General features: G+C 29.4%; 21 protein-coding genes and 2 pseudogenes. All 23 read right to left on the reverse strand.

What is annotated here, in order from left to right; translation table 11 throughout:
* Nucleotide 1: 1 nt before the first annotated feature.
* Nucleotides 2–199 (reverse strand): hypothetical protein, encoded by a 198-nt coding sequence (locus tag JCM7501_RS06390; protein WP_028992206.1) that lies wholly within the window; start codon nucleotides 197–199, stop codon nucleotides 2–4.
* Between the two features lie 1,032 nt (nucleotides 200–1,231).
* Nucleotides 1,232–1,672 carry a hypothetical protein gene (locus tag JCM7501_RS06400; protein ID WP_012994526.1) on the reverse strand — a complete coding sequence of 147 codons (441 nt, stop codon included), beginning with the start codon at nucleotides 1,670–1,672 and terminating at the stop codon, nucleotides 1,232–1,234.
* Nucleotides 1,673–1,707: 35 nt separating this feature from the next.
* Nucleotides 1,708–2,292 (reverse strand): DUF4879 domain-containing protein, encoded by a 585-nt coding sequence (locus JCM7501_RS06405; RefSeq protein WP_012994525.1) that lies wholly within the window; start codon nucleotides 2,290–2,292, stop codon nucleotides 1,708–1,710.
* 241 nt (nucleotides 2,293–2,533) lie between these two features.
* On the reverse strand, nucleotides 2,534–2,743 hold the full coding sequence (locus JCM7501_RS06410) for a hypothetical protein (protein ID WP_028992207.1): 210 nt from the start codon (nucleotides 2,741–2,743) through the stop codon (nucleotides 2,534–2,536).
* Nucleotides 2,744–3,138: 395 nt separating this feature from the next.
* A pseudogene (locus JCM7501_RS06415) lies at nucleotides 3,139–3,472 on the reverse strand (helix-turn-helix transcriptional regulator); the annotation flags it as partial.
* A 109-nt stretch (nucleotides 3,473–3,581) separates the two neighbouring features.
* A complete protein-coding gene (locus JCM7501_RS12955) occupies nucleotides 3,582–3,755 on the reverse strand; it encodes a hypothetical protein (protein ID WP_154653787.1) in 174 nt (57 codons plus the stop codon).
* Entirely contained in the window at nucleotides 3,752–4,951 is a 1,200-nt protein-coding gene (locus tag JCM7501_RS06420) for an MFS transporter (protein ID WP_004402046.1), read from the reverse strand. The genes JCM7501_RS12955 and JCM7501_RS06420 overlap by 4 nt, the downstream gene beginning before the upstream one ends.
* Nucleotides 4,939–5,475, reverse strand: a complete 537-nt coding sequence (locus JCM7501_RS06425; RefSeq protein WP_054644820.1) for an SPASM domain-containing protein — start codon at nucleotides 5,473–5,475, stop codon at nucleotides 4,939–4,941. The genes JCM7501_RS06420 and JCM7501_RS06425 overlap by 13 nt, the downstream gene beginning before the upstream one ends.
* 56 nt (nucleotides 5,476–5,531) lie before the next feature.
* The gene (locus JCM7501_RS06430; protein ID WP_054644821.1) at nucleotides 5,532–5,879 is read right to left on the reverse strand and encodes a radical SAM protein; all 348 of its coding nucleotides are present in this window, start codon (nucleotides 5,877–5,879) and stop codon (nucleotides 5,532–5,534) included.
* 109 nt (nucleotides 5,880–5,988) lie between these two features.
* Entirely contained in the window at nucleotides 5,989–6,456 is a 468-nt protein-coding gene (locus tag JCM7501_RS06435) for a hypothetical protein (protein WP_054644822.1), read from the reverse strand.
* A gap of 291 nt (nucleotides 6,457–6,747) precedes the next feature.
* Nucleotides 6,748–6,999, reverse strand: coding sequence for a hypothetical protein (locus tag JCM7501_RS06440; RefSeq protein WP_244499116.1), 252 nt, complete (start codon nucleotides 6,997–6,999; stop codon nucleotides 6,748–6,750).
* A 554-nt stretch (nucleotides 7,000–7,553) separates the two neighbouring features.
* Nucleotides 7,554–8,305 (reverse strand): annotated as a pseudogene (locus JCM7501_RS12960) (LuxR C-terminal-related transcriptional regulator).
* Between the two features lie 228 nt (nucleotides 8,306–8,533).
* Nucleotides 8,534–9,331, reverse strand: coding sequence for an ABC transporter permease (locus JCM7501_RS06455; RefSeq protein ID WP_012994520.1), 798 nt, complete (start codon nucleotides 9,329–9,331; stop codon nucleotides 8,534–8,536).
* Between the two features lie 3 nt (nucleotides 9,332–9,334).
* Nucleotides 9,335–9,553 carry an ABC-2 family transporter protein gene (locus tag JCM7501_RS14465; RefSeq protein WP_256201210.1) on the reverse strand — a complete coding sequence of 73 codons (219 nt, stop codon included), beginning with the start codon at nucleotides 9,551–9,553 and terminating at the stop codon, nucleotides 9,335–9,337.
* A gap of 23 nt (nucleotides 9,554–9,576) precedes the next feature.
* On the reverse strand, nucleotides 9,577–10,140 hold the full coding sequence (locus tag JCM7501_RS06460; protein WP_256201211.1) for an ABC-2 family transporter protein: 564 nt from the start codon (nucleotides 10,138–10,140) through the stop codon (nucleotides 9,577–9,579).
* A complete protein-coding gene (locus tag JCM7501_RS13135; protein WP_173571580.1) occupies nucleotides 10,103–10,603 on the reverse strand; it encodes a hypothetical protein in 501 nt (166 codons plus the stop codon). The genes JCM7501_RS06460 and JCM7501_RS13135 overlap by 38 nt, the downstream gene beginning before the upstream one ends.
* On the reverse strand, nucleotides 10,594–10,896 hold the full coding sequence (locus JCM7501_RS13140; protein ID WP_173571581.1) for a P-loop NTPase family protein: 303 nt from the start codon (nucleotides 10,894–10,896) through the stop codon (nucleotides 10,594–10,596). Before JCM7501_RS13140 ends, JCM7501_RS13135 begins: the two co-directional genes overlap by 10 nt.
* Nucleotides 10,854–11,132, reverse strand: a complete 279-nt coding sequence (locus JCM7501_RS15615; RefSeq protein ID WP_173571582.1) for an ATP-binding cassette domain-containing protein — start codon at nucleotides 11,130–11,132, stop codon at nucleotides 10,854–10,856. The genes JCM7501_RS13140 and JCM7501_RS15615 overlap by 43 nt, the downstream gene beginning before the upstream one ends.
* Nucleotides 11,133–11,532: 400 nt before the next feature.
* Nucleotides 11,533–12,816, reverse strand: a complete 1,284-nt coding sequence (locus JCM7501_RS06470) for a radical SAM/SPASM domain-containing protein (RefSeq protein WP_013149825.1) — start codon at nucleotides 12,814–12,816, stop codon at nucleotides 11,533–11,535.
* Nucleotides 12,797–13,090: an SPASM domain-containing protein gene (locus JCM7501_RS14475; RefSeq protein WP_306301456.1), complete on the reverse strand. Its 294-nt coding sequence runs from the start codon at nucleotides 13,088–13,090 to the stop codon at nucleotides 12,797–12,799. The genes JCM7501_RS06470 and JCM7501_RS14475 overlap by 20 nt, the downstream gene beginning before the upstream one ends.
* Entirely contained in the window at nucleotides 12,979–14,157 is a 1,179-nt protein-coding gene (locus JCM7501_RS06475) for a radical SAM protein (protein WP_256201212.1), read from the reverse strand. The genes JCM7501_RS14475 and JCM7501_RS06475 overlap by 112 nt, the downstream gene beginning before the upstream one ends.
* Nucleotides 14,158–14,314: 157 nt before the next feature.
* Nucleotides 14,315–14,473: a hypothetical protein gene (locus tag JCM7501_RS13150; protein WP_004406008.1), complete on the reverse strand. Its 159-nt coding sequence runs from the start codon at nucleotides 14,471–14,473 to the stop codon at nucleotides 14,315–14,317.
* Between the two features lie 478 nt (nucleotides 14,474–14,951).
* A partial coding sequence (locus JCM7501_RS06480) for an ATP-binding protein (RefSeq protein ID WP_082392682.1) occupies nucleotides 14,952–15,211 on the reverse strand: 260 nt, incomplete at its 5' end.

Here is a 15,211-nt window from a genome sequence, read left to right on the forward strand (position 1 = left end):
TTTAGTGTGAATTTTTAACTGTTGTGGTAACAGTATTCAGTTGTGTTGAGTCAATCTTTGTGATAGACGATATCTCATAAGTTTCTGTACTCTGAGATTTTTCAATTGTAAATTCAACTGTACCGATTGGCTTATCATTTTCAAAAATATCATACGTTAATCTCTGATAATCTCCCCACGGAATCTTATCAATCTCCATAGATTCTGCATTCTGTGAACAGCCTGCAAGAATTATTAACAAAAAGCTTCAATAAACATATGATAAAATATCGCAACAATAAAATATATCAAGAGACTTACCTCCATCGTAAAAGTTATTAGACAAGAAATTTTTAATACAATATTATAAATTCTACAAATTTCCCCAAAATCCTTCTTTTATTTCCAAGTCATATCAAAATTTTACATGCTTTTAACAAATCATTATCAGCTTGCCTCTTCATACTTCTAACTATTTATAATCAAAAAGCTCATTATTTTCGCATAAAAACATACAATAGAAAAATATTAAAAAATAAAAGTATAGCCCCTACCGTAATATCATATGTCCCATGAAAAATTTTCTTTTTACCTTTTGCTTGAGGATATCTCATTACAATATAAGAAAACAACTGCAATATAGGCATAAAAAATATAAATTCCAACTTAGATGCAGCATAATTTATATTCCCAAAAGCATCTCTCTGAAGAGGTATACTCTTAGGTAAATATTTGTGTGCGAAACATTTATAATAAAGGTTATAACTGGAAATATACAATCCCACTTAAACAAATATTCAACTACTCTTTTTCGCATTTTCACTATATCCTCCCCTTTAATTTACTTGTTTTTACTGTTAAAGTCTACTATACTTTTGAATAATCTATTCCCTAGACATGCATAAAAGGGACGTTTCTCTGCCCGGATTAGTCTAGGCAGAAAAACCGTCCTCAAAAAACACAGGTTAGTCCCCCTACTATTAACACAACCCTAACTCCAAAAATCTTTGCTGCAAATTCTGGTTACTTTTTACATATTCTAACCTTTCAATACATGAAATTCTACCTATTTAATGTCTTTCTTATATTTCTCTTATCTTCACTTTTCTCTACTATCCTCTCATTATTACTAGGCTAACGCTGCATTTGCCGGCTCGGAGAATACTAACCCAAGAGGTTAGCAGCAGCCTAAAAAAGCAGCAAAGGATTAGAAACTTTGCTGCTTTACTTTTACTTAACAATAAGATAGTTTTCATAAAAGCCGCTTTAAAATATTTAGTATGCGTTTATTATTTAAATAACCAGTTGTATTTCCTATTTTTAAATCTCTATTTACTCTTGCCTCATATTCAGCAATCCAATCCATTCTACCATTACTATCGAACTGCGTCAGGAAAATATTTGGTTTTATTCTTTGAGGCGATTCACTTGGGTCAAAAGTTAAAATTCCGTAATCCAATAGGGAAATCTGTCCTGCTTTATACAGCTCATAAGAAATATTCTTAATATCACTAAAAGAAGCATTTCTAATGTTATATTTACCCGATAACTCCTTCCAAATATCTGAAGAATTATTTGCTTTATCATTATTTTTTATCACAAATGTATTAGAAATTTCTTGTCTCTTATCATGTTTAGTAATTTCACCGTCATATCGAATCTGCTGTTGATAACATAAAGGCATTATCATCATTTCTATCACTTCCCTAAATAAATTATTTAATCGTTTTATTTTATATGTATAAAATCGGACATTGTATTCCATGGATAGTTTGAAGAAGTATTCTGGTAAGTAAAATCACCACTATCATAGCCACTAGCATCCCACCAATAAAACCAACCATCTATAATTGAATCGTTATCTAAATCAATTGGTTGCGATTGAACGGAATTCAAAAGACTTCCATTCATTTTTGCAAAGCGCAGATGTCCATATCCTATTTCAATTGTTACTATATACATCTCATCTCCTCCATGATCTTCAACGGAAGAAAGTTGATTTTCCGAAAAATATTCATATGTTGGATGTTGAGAAGAAATTACAGCATATACCTGTAAATATGTTAATGGCGGAGCTGCCGCGAAAGACTGAACTGTCTTCGATTCCAAAATTTCTTCTTCATAATTTTCCTTAACTGTTTTTAAATATTCACAAACTTTTTCATCAATCCTCATTGGAGATTTTATTAGCAAAGATGAATTAAGTGAATTTTTCTCATTTCCCCTTTCTAACTCTCTAGCCTGAACAGGAACCGATAATACCAAAGTAAAAAGCGCTATAATTGACATTATTATCACAATCTTTTTCATCATCTCTCCCCTCCTTTCATAATCTAATGCATATACTCCTAAGTTTTATTAAATTTTTTATGCCTAAACATTTAACTTTAAATAACATCCAATAACTCTATTTAATTCCATTTTACTATATTGTTCTAAAATTGTCAATGAAAATCGAAAATCTTGTTACAGCCCGTTATCGGCATATAAAGAATTTCTCGGGAATAATCTTTTTCCAACAGAAATAACATTCACCACTCTAAAATTCATTTTTTCAACATTTACTTCTGTAGGCATAGAAATAGTCCTCTGGTAAGTAATGCAGTTTTATTACTGGCTTTAGAAGCAACTGTTCTAATGTACCTACTTGTTTTTCAAAGGATATCGATACAGATACCTCACTTATTATGTTAGCCGCCAGAAACCAATATAAAAAGCCAATGTAATAACTGTCTTTTACAGCAGCATAATTTCTAAATTCCAAAAAGAATCCTGCAAAAAATATATAAGTTACAATCATATTTACTATATATAATTTTCACTAAATTTAGTTTGGGCCACTTTTTAATATTTGACTTTCAGAGGATATTTATGATTTTTTAGCTACTCTTTTGTCTTTTCTTATCCCTGACTATTTTCTTTGTATTTAATTGTCAGTTTTGATTATTATATATTTTATATCATACATACTTTGTTTTTTAATTCTGATTATTTTAATTAACTTTGCACAATAATAACATTTCTGCACTTATTTTTTATTTTCATTATACAATGAAACTAATGGCATGTCTACTATATTTTAGTATAGGTTTTATTACATTTCCAGTTAATGTTTACATAAATAAGCAAAAAAATCATACTAAAGTATAGTCTCAAACTTTAATCTACATCTATTAAACCTAACTTAACTGCTCTTATAACCGCCTCTTTAATGTTTTTTACTTCAAGTTTTTCTGCTATCTTTCTCTTGTTATACTTCACAGTCACAACTTCTATTCCCAGAGCTTCTGCTATGTCTAATTCTCTGTATCCCTTTGCCTCTAACGTCAGTATTTTTATCTGGTCGTCATTTAATTTTATCTTTATCTCATTTATCTCTTTTTCTTTTCAATATCTTTTCATATTCAACTGCTATTTTCTCAGCCAGCAGTTTTATTACCATTGATACTTCATTTGTGATTTTTTTATTAATAGTTGATATATCAACATAACCATGATAATAAATTCGCTCATCTTCTTTACTCTTTGAAGTGCTTCATACAACACTTTTGCTGCATTTGTTTAAAAATACGGATTTATAGCAGTAAAAATCATAAAACTGTTTATACCCGGTGTACCGCTTTATTAATATGTACCAATAATCCATTTTTTCTAGCGTACCTACTACTCATGTCAAAAACTACCTCAAAGCCCTCTGGCAGATATTTAAACCACCCAATAGTCCTGCTTTTTTCAAGACTTCCACCAGTTCTTCCTCTATTGTCTAAAGTACTCAAAGGCACAGCTCTTTTTCTAATCCTATTGCCCTTTTAAAAGGTATACTGGAAATTAAAGCTGTAATTAAAGATAAGAAAAGTGCAGCATAAAGACCCTTTTTGTCACTTAAGATTCCAAAGGAGTAAGTACATAGAATTGTAGAAACACTAATAAACAAACTATATATTGAAATAATCGTTGCACGCTCTGAAGAAGGTATTAACTTATTAAAATAAGACATAAAAATCGGAGTGTGTGCAGAATATACTGCTGTATAAATAATATAAGGTATAAATGAATACTTGGGAATCGCATACATCATAAATATAAACAATGCAGATGTAATACTGACAATCATTAGTGTGCGAGCTGCCCCTCCGAATCTTTCAGCTATCCTGTCAGCATAACGGGGCACAAAAATACTAAGTACCATCGTTAATGCTAAAATAATACCAAACAATTCTACAGGTATGCCTGCCCTTTCGAAATAGGGCTGCCACAACATTGACATGATTCCTGACGAAAAAAAGAAGAAAAAAGACCCGACTGTAATAGATAGCAAAATCCTGTGTTTAAATAGATACACAGTTCCTTTAGCAATTTTATTAAAATACTCTCTGTAACTGTATTCGTCCGTTTTTTTCTGTAATTTAGCTTCTTTGCCCGCTAAAAATACGTAAATAAAAACCAAAAAAATCCCTATACCTTCTATTAGCCAGATTTCTCTAAAGATATTATAACGTACTAAAACGCTGCCTCCTAAAAATCCTATCGTACTACCTAAATAGTTAAAACTTGTAAGACGTCCCCAGTATTTTGTCAGGTCCATTTCTTTTTGACCGAAAAGAAACGAATCAGCAAACCAAGATTCAAAGGCTCCAGAATTAAGAGTTGCTCCAACTCCTGATAAGAAATATAAAAATAATAAAACTGTAAAAGAGGTGTTGAAATATATCCCAATAGAAGTTAAACTGCCAATCAATAAAGATAAAAGGACAGAAAATTTACGGCTATATGTATCAGCAAAAGCACCCGTAGGTATTTCGAATAATATGACCGCTATGTGGTTTATTATTATGAGGAGTGAAATTTGTGAAAAATCTAAATTAATTTTATTAAAATATATTACCCAAAATGGTGCCATTAAAGATGTAAAAAAACTTGAAAACAATGTTACCGTCAAGAAAAATCGTTCATTCCTTTTTAAATTTTGCATTTATTTAAATCCTCCTCTGAAGGAATAAATTTACCAAATGTTAGGAAGTTTTCAGCAATACAATAATTCGTAGAACAGAAGCGAGCAAATTCACATTTGGTACACAGAAATTTTTTGCTTAATCTTTTGGAATAACTTCTTATCCTTTTTGCTTTCTCACTATTCCATATTTCAAAAATATCTTGTGATTTTATGTTGCCTAGAATTATTTTATCATCTACTCTTTGCTCGAAAATCCGGCATGGAAGTACATTCCCATCAGGTTGAATTTCAAAACCGACGTTTATATTGCAACCTGGAACCTTTTGGTCTTCAATAGACTTGGGTACATCTCCCATTATTTTAATGCCTTTATATTTTCCTTCTATATTCCAAATTTTTTCGTTAACTTTCTTTATTTCCTCCTTATTTGGTACAATGTTTGACAATTGTTGCCCCCAATCCCAAGGTTTCAAGCGTGCAAATTTAACTGAAGTAACTCCCAAATCGCTTAACAATTTTACAATTTCTTCTATTTGCATCATATTATGTTTTCCGTAAATTACTTCAACGTCCACTTGAAATGCAATTGAAAATTTTTTTAAATTTGAAATTGAAGAAATAACCTTTTTAAATGTCCCCTCTCCCCTGATAAATCATGAGTCTCGCTATTACTTCCTTCTATTGATAAACTATAACCTACTACGTGATAAGAATTCATTATCTCAATCTTTTCTTTCGATAAATTTATACCATTAGTAACTAGTTCAATAGGGATTTTGTGTTTATTAAATATTTCCAAAATTTTAAAAAAATCCTTTCTAACTGTTGGTTCGCCACCATTAAGAATTATTTTGAAGATCTCGTATTTCTCCATTTGTTCAGCCAATTTTTTTATATCATCTAATTCTAATTCTTTTATTTGGTAATGTCTTAAACTCCCAACCAAACAGTGTTTACACTTTAAATTACACTTATAAGTTAATAGTAGTGATAATACTAACGGTGATTCAAATTCATAAATGTGGTCAATACTATAGTTTGTATTATTTCCTTCTCTATTCTCTCCAATAATTATTTTCTGCAATTGAGTTAAATAATGATCTACTTTTTTCTTTTGCTTTTAAAAAAGATATTTTGTTATCTTCCGAAATTATTTCTACAATTTGTTCAACACTGTAATTCTTAGAAAGCATTTTCAAAATTAAATACAATAATAGACTGTTACTACGGTAAAATAAATTCTTTCGAATGTTATATATCACAATACCATTTTTCTCTCTTTTAAATTTAATCCAGTAAGGAATTTCTGGTAAAAGTCCTAAAACAAAAAATTTTAGCCCAACACCCGAAATAAATTCTTTTCTAACTATGTCATTTATCCATGAAACGACTGTTATATCAGAAGCCAAATAAATTATACGTTTTAATGAAATAAAGAATAGTATTATCAAAATAAAAAACAGTGCATAGAGTCTGGAAAAAGATGATACTTCCCTATTTTCCCATAATACCTTCGCATTCATAGAACCCCATAGCTCCTTTTTATAATTTTTTCAAACTTATACACTAAAAATTAAAAACTGTATACTTTTCTTAAACATATTGGTTAAAAATAAAAAATTCTGTTGAGAAGGTAAATTACAAATCCAAAAATATTTTTATGCCCTTCAATCATTATTTATAATCACATACCTCCAAATTCTCCATTTTTTGGGTAAAGAGTTTTACTTCAATGCCGAACAAATAGATACGTACTTACAGTAGCTTTTGATTATTTAATCAAAAGCTACTGTAAGTATTAAGTAATCATATTTCTAACTAATCATGCGTCTTGGTGCAGAAGGATGACAACCCACATCAAGAATAGTTTCTACTATATCAATTTCCGAATCTATTTCTTTTCTAATAAGTTTCTTAATATTTGACTCTAACGTCAACTCATTACTTATTTTTAACCCTTTTTTAACAGGCTTTTCAATGTTTAACCATATTTTAGATAATTTTGTAATTTCTTTCATCTTTCTCCCTCCTTTCTCTAAACAGTCTCCTTTATTGCAATTTCCCATTGCAAAAAGTTATCACCTCCCCTCAATTTTCTATTTTAGACTTGTGTATGATTTAAAAAACCTTAATTTAAGCCATTCCCAAGTTTTACTTTTTTCTATCACTCTTAATTTTTCATCTTTTATGGAGGATTCCCTCTTTTTTGTCGAATTATTATATATACACCACAAAATACTTATAAGAAAGAAAATCCTATATGTACAACTTCCAATTACTCTTAAATATTCCTGAATTCTTTATTCTTTAATTATTAATATCAAGTTAATTAATCCCAAGTCTCTTTCCTAAAACGATTTTTTAAAATAATTAATCCTTATTGATAATAATTATAGTATTCAACCCTACCCTGCTCCTGCTGCCCAATATGATAAGCTCCACCGGAGCTACAAAAATCATATATTGGTTGTATCTTTTTTGGCCTTCCAAACTTTTCTACAGCTATTATAATATACATTTTTCTCAATGTCTACTATATTTTAGTATAGTTTTTATTACATTTCCAGTTAATGTTTACATAATTAAGCAAAAAAACTATACTAAAGTATAGCCCCAAATTTTAGTCCTCATCTATCAAGCCTAACTTAATCGCCTTTGCTACTGCTTCTTTGATATTTTTTACCCCAAGTTTTTCTACTATCTTTCTTTTGTGATATTTCACAGTCACAACCCCTATCCCAAGAGCTTCTGCTATGTCTAATCCTCTGTATCCCTTTGCCTCTAATGCCAGTATTTTTATCTGGTTGTCATTTAATTTTATCTTTATCTCATTTAGCTCTTTTTCTTTTACTATCTTTTCATATTCACTTGCTATTTTCTCAGCTAGCAGTTTTTTTACCATTGATACTTCATCCGCAATTTTTTTATCAATAGTTGATATATCAATATAACCCATTATTTCCCCATCTTCTACTATTATAGGTGAAGCAATGCAGTGCCATTTTTTGAATATGTCACAGTAGTGTTCTTGGGGTCTTATGTAACTATTCGTTTTAATTGCATTGCCATTGAAATCGCATTTGTACCACAGCTTTCTTCTTCAAAGGATATCCCTAAGCGAAACCCAGAATCTTTTATACATCTTTCTTCTTTTATACTACACTTTGTTTCTAATAAGTATCCTTCAACGTCAGTAAGTAAAAATAGATATTCTCCTTTTACCCAATCCTCTTCTACACTCATATGAAAGGCTTCTATGAGTTCTTTATTTTTATGTATTTTCTTTTGCAAATCTTCTGGATTTAATATCACCAATGGCAGAGTTATTGAAGGGTCAATACCAATTTCCCTACATCGCTCATATGAAGAAATTAGTTCCTCCTATGGACATAAAAAATTCATTTTTTATACCCCCAAAAAGATTGAACCGTTTTTAATATTATACAATATTTAGAGCAAAATTTGTGAAATTTGGAACGAAAGTGTCATTTGGGGGAATGAAAATGCATTTTCCGCCTAATATTTTACAATTAGAAATAAAAATTGAGGAGAATAACCTCCTCTTAGGCTGTAAACAAAGTCAAATTGAAAAATTTCTGCTTAATTGCCAGTACTTGAATAATGCCTTAAAGCCAAGTTCCAAACTTTGTATGAAATTAAGAAAAAGAGGATCGAAACTACAGGAGTTATTAATACTAGCACCAAACCATATTTATAATTTGCTATATAAAACAAACTGGGATAAAAAGCTGTAAAACCAATTGGAATCAAAACTGTAAAAACAATTTTGAGGATATCGTTGTATATTGTGATTGGATATTTTGAAAATTCAAAAAAATCCATTACAAGATTGGATATACCTGTTTCGCCAATTGTAAAAAAAGAAATTGAAGAAGATATTAGTCCCAAGGAAGCATATATTAAGCTTCCTGAAAGAAGTAATACAGGCAAAAAGATTAATTTTATTGACACTATTTTCAGCCTAACAATGGCAATTGTAAGAACAATTATGCCAAATATTAAATCTCCTATCCCATCTTCATCAAAAGAGTCTGCCATTATCTGAAATATGACATCAACCGGTTTTAATAAAAAACTATCTAATAAACCTGTCCTCGTATAGAAAGGCAGTGAAATAGTATTTATAAAAAAGCAGTGCCAAATTGCAAAACTTGTACTGGAAAAACCGTATAAAAATAAAATTTGATTGAAGTCCCATCCTTTAATATTATCAATAAGGTGAAATATAAAAAAGATTATTAAAAGGTTTATCAAGTTCTTTAAAATCAAGGCAACAATTCCAAAAAGAAAATCAGCATCGTATTCCATAAAAGAGCTTATATTTATCTTTGTAAAGTGAATATAAAGCTTTATGTACCTCAAAAGCATATTTTTCATATATTAACCACCTTGTACCTTTATTTTCTTTAAGGCATTTCTATAGACAAGAACATACAATAAAAGCAATAAAGCAATTGATACAGTTTGATATTTTACTACATTACAAAAATCATAATTGGCTTTATTCATAATAAACTCTATGGGTGTAAAATAAATTATTCTAAAAGGAAGCCAATCAACTATCTTTCTAAAAACAGGAGGATAGAGAGATATTGGCATCAATCTTCCTGAAAATATTCCCACTATGACATATTTAAAGCTTTGTATTCCCCAAGTACTGGTGTATAAAAAGCTATAATCCCCATCAGCAGTTCAAAAAAGAACACAAAAACATATGACAGTAAAAGTATAAGTGCAAATTGAAAAAATCTTAAAACTGTCAGTTCTAATTTATAAGGAAGAAGAACCAACAGAACTATAAAGATGAATCCCCCATTTATTAATAACCTATATGCACTTTTGCCCAGAGATTCATAAAATAGCTGTGTTTCAATTTTAACTGGTTTTAAAAGTAAATGAATGATGTCTCCTGTTCTAACATGAAAAGCTATTTTACTACTTACATCCGTTGGAAACACGTAACTTATAATCTGGGCTAAAAAGATATAAAAAATAATATCATTAAAACTATACTGTTTTATATCGCCGGAATGATATATAGCCTGCCACAAAAAATACTGCATAATTAAGTAAAGCAGACCAGATAAAAAACTAAAAAAGGTACCTAATCTGTAAATGTATTGGCTTTCAAAACCTATTTTTATCAATTTAAAACCCAATCTTGCCTTTGTAGAGATTGTCTCCATTTTTCCTGCCCCTATCTTTATTTTGAAGATAAATTTGTTTTACAATATCTTTAAAATCAGGATAGTTTATTTCTACTCCTAACACAGTATTGTAACTAAATACATCTGTAAGCACTTGAGGCACTAAATCTTTAGAAACGTTGTCGACCTTTAAAAAGTTTTTAGATATACTAAAAGGCAAACTTTTTACACTTTGTGGTATTACTGCTTCTTTGTTTTTCAGTGTAAAGATGATTTGGCTTCCAACTTCTAATGTGTTTAAAACTTCATCTTTTGAAGCATCAAAGAGAATTTTACCTCTATCCAAAATTATTATTCTATCACTTACCTCTTCAATGTCAGATAAATCGTGGGTAGTGAGAATAATTGTAACTTTCTTTTTTTCCTTGATTTCTTTTAAAAAATGAAGTAAGGCCTCTTTGCTAAAAATATCTAAACCTATGGTAGGCTCATCTAAAAACACAACCTCCGGCCCGTGTAGAAAAGCAGCGCATAACTCAGCCTCATCTTTTCACCTAAACTCAATGTCCTTACTGGTCTATGCATAATTTTTTTTATATCAAGCACTTCAGAAAAATAATCAAGCCTTTCTTTAAAAACTTTATCATCTACATTATAAATTTCTTTCAACAAGCCGTAAGACTCATAAGCTGGCAGGTCCCATCTTAACTGGGTTCTTTGTCCAAATACTGCCCCAATTCTATAATTGTTTTTCATTCTATGTTTTGAAGGAATATTGCCAAATACTCTGACCACGCCCTCTGTAGCTCTAAAATCCCTGTTAAAATTTTTATGGTTGTGGATTTTCCAGCCCCATTTACTCCAATTAGCCCTACACTTTCACCCAAATCAATAGAAAAGCTGACATTATCTAATGCTTTAACTTCTTTTACACCTTCCCTACTCCATAGTCTTTTAAAAATCCTTCCAAGACTTTTCCCTTCATAAGCGCAATAAACTTTTGTTAAATTCTTAACCTCAATAACTCTCATTTGTATCCTCCAACTTTTTCAAATTATAATTATCATTTCATGTCCATTAGGCATAACCCGGAATAAAAGAAATAACCAGAGATTGGCTTCTACCTTTCTTTGTTTTTATATCTCTATCTTTATTTCATAGTAATTAGCTAAAGCATGCCAACAGCTAAGCACTTTTCCTCTATTAGCAGTATTAGAGTCTAAATCGTATTTTTGTATAACCAAAGTAGTATTACCAACTTCTTCTACTGCTTTAAGCGTTTAAATTCTACTGGATATTTTTTTACTCCCACCTTTCATTTTAGCCCCTATTAGTTTTTATTTTAACTAACCTAGTATACGATTGTCCAGATAGATTAATGTGCAGATTTTCTTAGGAATTTATCTATAATTTTTGCATGATATGAAAATATTATTGATAATCGTTTAAGTATCTTAAATAACTTTCAATAATTTTATCAAAAGAATAACAATTACCTTTAAACAAGTCTCCCTTCCTTAGTATAGCTTTATAACTACATCCTCCCCCACATATATACTTAAATTTACATTTTATACAATTAGAAATAGTAGTAATATTTCTGTTTCTCCATTTATTTATTCTATTGTCATCTAATACATATTCATTACCGAATTTTTCGCCTATTTTAAATTCATCTCTACCAGCTCCCCACCAGCAACTATAAATATAACCTAATGCATCAAAAACATATTGATTTCTACACGCATCGCAAAAAACAAATTTCAAAGGAGGAGTTTCATTACCTCTTAGAGCATCAATAAATGATATGCCATGGAAATCCAGTCCAAATAATCTATTTTTTTGAGGCATACTTTTGAAAATTGACAAGACTTTATTAAGTATCTCACACTCTTCCAGATAAATTTTATTGGGATTATGACCACTAAAGGAAATAGGATATAGGTAAATGTGGAAATTTTTAAAATTATTCCATTTTTTGCTAATTACTACCTCTGATAATTCAGGCAAATCATTTATATTTTGTTCATCAATGTTAACTCTAACATAAGTATAGATGTTATTTTCTAATAAACAATCGATTGATTCACACACTCTTTCAAAACTATTGATAGTAGTATCAATTGGTATCCTACGCTTATTATGTGTTTCCACACTACCATCCAATGTTATTTGACATGTAGTAATTCCGTATTTCTTTAAATTTTTAATATATTTTTTTATTTCCAAACCATTTGTTATAAAATTCAATTTATAAGAGACGGAAAGATTTTGTATATTCTTAAATAAGTAATCATAAAATTTCATATTTCTTTGCATTATAGGCTCTCCACCTAATATATTAAATTCTATATCTTTATTTCTTTCATCTTTTAAAATTTCTTTCAATAATTTAACTATTGCTTCAGCATAATCGATATCCACAATTTTTTTAATTCGTTTCAAATCACCTTCATAACAATATTCGCAATTCATGTTGCACAGATATGTTGGTATTATTGTGAAATTTATTCTATTGCTGATTATTCTCTGCAATTTTTTTTGTAATATATTGCTTTTCTCCTCATATAAATGTGAAAACTCTTCGTAAATTTCTAAATTGGCACTAGTCTTACTTATGTAATTTATTTTTCCAACAAGAAAATCGACAACTGCTCCTTTTTTCTCACTGATATCATAATAACTTTGATACTGATTAAGAATAATCTTGTCCATTGAAAAAGCCCTCCAGTTCTAATTCAACCAAAAAGTTATTTAAAGAATTCTCTATATCTAGACAATACGGAGAGTTTATATCTCCATTAACTGCTAAATTTGAAACCAAACAACCTCCATTACACATACCAATAAATTTACATTTTAAACATTTTTCATTGTCTAATACCGAATAACTACTCCAGTTCTCTTTTTCTTTATAAAACATAAAGTAAGGATAATATTGCCCAATAGCATAAGATACATCTCCAGCAATTTCATCACAGGGATAAATTTGCCATCCGGATAAAAAGCAAAAACCCCAGGATATATAGCTTTACATCCCTTCAAATTTGGGATAGCTATTTCTTTTTTAAGAAATTGTCTATAAATTTTACCTAAAATACTAACTTCACTTCCTATCAGCATTTCATCTGTTATTCTTTTGTCTTTTAGTTTTGTTCTTAAAAGAACCGGATAATATTCTGTGTAAGGTAATTCATTTTTATAAAAATTATTTTCTGGATGTTTTCTTGACTGTATTCTACCAAATTCTATCCTACAATTTTGTTTGCCTAAAATATCGTTAATTTCTAATTCGTTAAATAAATCTGAAATTGAGTCACAATTAAGTTTATCAAGTAAAAAATTTATTATCACTTGAATATGATCGTACTTATTCAAGACATACCTTATATTATCTGTAATTATTCTAAAAGTATCAAAATTAGAGTTATCTCTTATAAAATTATGAATTTTCTTAGGACCGTTTAAAGTAAATCTTAATATTTTTATCATTTGTTTATTTGAACTTAAAACATCGTCATATTGTTTTAAGTATATCCCGTTAGTAACTATTTCAACAGTTGCATCTATAGTCTTAAACCTATCAAACATATATTCTATTATTTGCTTATTCTGAGGTAGTAACGGTTCCCCTCCAAAAATGACTAAATGCTTATTTTCTTTTTTACTTAGTAAATCGATAGTGGTAACTACTGAATCGACATGCTTTTTAGAAATTGTAATATTTTTACTTTTATAATCACGTTGGTAACAATAAGGACAATTCAAGTTGCATTCGGTAGTTACATATATGAAAAATTGTGGTTTTAACCTCCCTTTATTTCCTAAAAGAGTTATTGCTTTATTTAAAAGAGCTTCATCGCTCCCTTTATCTTCCACAATAAATAATTTAGAAATTAACTTTCCTAGTTTTTTATTGCTTATAAAATCAAATTTATTTTTTTCCCACAAAACAATATCTTCTCCAGTTAGAATCTCATAACTAAATGTCAAAGTATGAAAAAGTAAAAGCTTACTATTTATAAAACACTCATGAATATACTTTGATTTAAACATTATAATTCTCCTCCACATATAATCATTTCTTGACCTATTATCGAAATACTTAATAAATCTAAAAATCTAAGAACTACATCACTCACTAGTAAGAGAAGAGTGATGTAGTTCTTCTAACATTTGAATCAAAATTACTACGTAACTTAACTACTTTTGTTTAACCGTCTCCGATTGTATTTTTTCTCCCATACATACAATTACAAACGTCAGAAATTATTTTTAATTCTTCCTCAGTTAAATCTAACCACGTTTTTACATCTAAATCTTGTTTCTTAATTCGTGTTTTAACCCCTTCATCTTGTCTTTTAACTTTCATCCCTTTCACCTCCTACTTGTTAAAAAGTTTATCGCAAGAAAGGAAAACCCTTCCTGCTGGCGTAAATAACAGGAATTAGATTAGAAAACCTGAATTTTTTAGAAAAAGCTATCGCTCTCAGTTAGTTTAACTGTCCCTGAAAGAGACCCTCTCGAAATAAAGATATAGCTCCTTACAATTACTAGAGAAATGGTACTTTTAGTATCGCAGTTAGGTAAGTTTAACTATTACACTGCAACTTACAATATCTAAACCACACTGGCAAATTGTTTTCTATCTTTTTAACAAGCGATAATTCCTTTTTAATATTTCCCTAAAAGCTAAACTCTTGCTTTCACTATTCAATACTCAATAACTATAAACTTGTGCATAATTTGAAAGCCTTAATTTAAGCCACTTCCAAGATGTACTTTTTTGCTATTGTAAAAGTCAATATATTTTGTACAAAAAATGGAATATAATTTTGTACAAAAATGTACTAAGATGCATTCGAAGAACTGTTAAAATATTCAACTTTTGACTTTAATCTATATGAAGGCCCTTTTATTGATATAACATGCGAATGATGAAGTAATCTATCCAATATTGTATTGGCTAATGTTGCTGATCCAAATACTTCTGCCCAATTAGAAAAGGGCTTATTAGTTGTAATAATAGTACTATGCTTTTCATACCTTTTAGATATTAGCTGAAAAAATATATTTGAAGCATCTGTGTCTATTGGTAAATATCCTATTT

Origin of the sequence: Thermoanaerobacter thermocopriae JCM 7501, assembly GCF_001310975.1 — a bacterium.
In the GTDB taxonomy this organism is placed as follows: Bacteria; Bacillota; Thermoanaerobacteria; order Thermoanaerobacterales; family Thermoanaerobacteraceae; genus Thermoanaerobacter; species Thermoanaerobacter thermocopriae.